The sequence below is a fragment of the Polaromonas sp. P1_G2 genome (assembly GCF_056405515.1).
The window spans coordinates 1-2,626 of the sequence record NZ_JBFUBY010000407.1; the positions used below are offsets into that span (position 1 = coordinate 1).

The 2,626-nt window shown below is 52.6% G+C and carries 1 pseudogene; it reads left to right on the top strand.

The features are described 5' to 3' along the window. A pseudogene (locus tag AC1D0P_RS24320) lies at positions 1–2,626 on the top strand (hypothetical protein); the annotation flags it as partial.

A 2,626-nucleotide genomic window follows, 5' to 3' on the forward strand; every position in this document is an offset into this window, starting at 1 on the left:
TTTCAACCGTTGTCGACAGCTCAGGCATCAATACGCTCATCATCTCGGATGTGGATGTGGATCTGCAGCAAACCAGAATGTTTGTGCAAAACGGCAGCACTTACATTTCCTTTGGCCTGTCGGGTCTCGTGGCGTTGGGTGAAGGCCTTGATATCTCGGCAACCCATATCCAGAGCGCGGCCGGAGAGACGGTTTCATTGCAATCGATATTCGAGGCCCAGGCGCAAGACGGCAAACTCAGGTCCGGCAATTGGAACTCATCAACGGRCTTGACCTGGACCAGCGATATCGCACTGAATCAGAAATTGACAGGAAGCGCGGCTGCTGATTATTTAAGCGGCAGTAGCGGCACTGACATCATCGGCGGGGGTGATGGCAATGACGTGATTGACGGTGGTACAAATAGCGACAGCTTGTTTGGTGGCAATGGCGCAGACCTGATCATTGGCGGAGAAGGAAATGACCTCCTTTCTGGCGGCAGCAGTGGCAGTTTTGGCAGGGCAGATGGTCAAGATGACCGTGCGGCGGATACCTATCTGTTTCGCCTTGGTGATGGAAACGATGCGATTGATGCCAAGGCAGATGGTCAAAGCGAACCATTGGACGTCATTCGATTTGGCCAGGGAATTGAACTGGCAGACATAAGTATCAGCAATATCTTCCAAGCGGATACTGCCGGAGGTGCCTATGTGCTCATCCGTTACAGCAGTAGTGACAGTATCAAATTGACTCCGGGGACGGAGAAAGGCATCAAAGAGATTCAATTTGCAGATGGAACGAGTGTTTTGCTGGGCACTCTGCTGGAGGCCGATACCGGGGATGGCACCTCTCTAGACGGAATAACACGAGGGACCACCGGTGACGATGACTGGTCGGGYACCACCAGTAACGACATTTTCTACGGCGGGGATGGCGACGATCTTATCGAAGGTAATGCAGGGGACGATGTCCTGCGCGGAGGAGCCGGAGCCAACACTTACCGGTTTGACGAAACCAGTGGTAACGATGTTATTGAATACACGGCTGGTGAGCACGGCACCCTGATTTTTAGCGGGCAGGTTGACGCCCGGGTCATCGATGGTGATCTTTGGCTGTCGAGCGGTCAATTCTCGTCAGTAAAACTGAAGGGTTACGCCAGTGATGCATCGATGGCCGACAGCTGGAAAATAAAGTCAGATAACCACGAGGCTATGACCCTGGGTAGCTTTCTCGAAGCGTTGATTCCAGCGGTAGATACCCTTGAACAACGGAAGCTGAAGTTCATTCAGGACCAACTGTGGCAATTGCGCACGATGACATTGGTCCGGGATGTATCGCAAGGAGAGATTAAGGCTGAGTTGGTTAATCAGGACTCTTTGCAGTTACCGGCCTCTGCAGATGGCAAAACAGTCCTTAATGCCGGATGGGACTGGACGTCAGTATTCCGCGGAGAAGTCACCAGGACCATTCGCGAGGAGATCCGGCAATCGACTTCGATCACAACCCCTGGCACCCCAGGAAGGATAATTTCAGATAAAGCGTTTGCAGCAGAATTTGGTCTGACCGGTTCCGTTATTGGGGTGCAGGTGCCGCCGGGTACGACGTGGGTACTCGACTTCAACGGTGAACCCACCGGATATATGTACATCCCCGGTCAAGCTGAGAAAACTGTCGTGGTTTCAAAACTGATGGGCTACAGGGATGTAACCCGTACTGAAACTGTGTGGGACGAGGTTCGGGCTAAAGCGCAACAGTTGATTCAGGGCACGGGCGGGGACGACAGCCTGAGCGTTGGGTATCAGGAGGCGGAGTATTTCTTTACCTTGGGCCGCTTCGCTGGCGCGGTTGAATCCGGTGCCGGTAGCGATTCGATTGAACTCACGCTTGACCCCTATTTGGATTGGGGGCGAATTAACACGGCGGATATTCCCCCGAAAGGTGACGATCTGGGGCGTTATCTTTGGGTAAATAGTTTAGATAGAGGACTGGGCGCATGGATCGACGCTGGAGCCGATGACGATCACATCATTGGCTCGGATGGGGATGACTTCATCATAGGCGGAACGGGAAACGACTGGATGAATGGCGGAGGAGGCGCCGATACCTACTACGTCGGTCTGAATGGCGAAGATGTTGACCATATCGCTGATACGGCTTCATTCGATTGGGAAATTTTTGGAGAGTACTACCAGGCGCATGGTGATCTGAATTTTTCTGTCGTCGACACGCTGGAGTTTGATGCAAGCATCGCCCTGGCCAACTTGAGTTATCGCTGGGTCTACGGCCCTTGGACAGAACTGGAGTTGTTCTCCAATGGGAGAAAATTCCTGGAAATTAATTATTGGGCGGAGCCCGTTCCGAACTCCATTTCTTCAGTAGGTGTGGAACAGTTTCGTTTTAGTGATGGCCAAATCTTGAACTTGAGCGAGTTCCTGGCCATTGCAACTGAGATCAATGTTGTCGATGGCACCGATGACGACGAGGTTCTTCTAGGCTCTTCAGATCGTGATCTTTTGATTGGTGGGGCTGGAAACGATACCCTGATCGGCGGCGCCGGAGATGATTACCTTGACGACGTGGCCGGCAACGACGTCTACGTCTACAACTTTGGGGATGGTATCGACACCATCCATGATGTGGATCACCT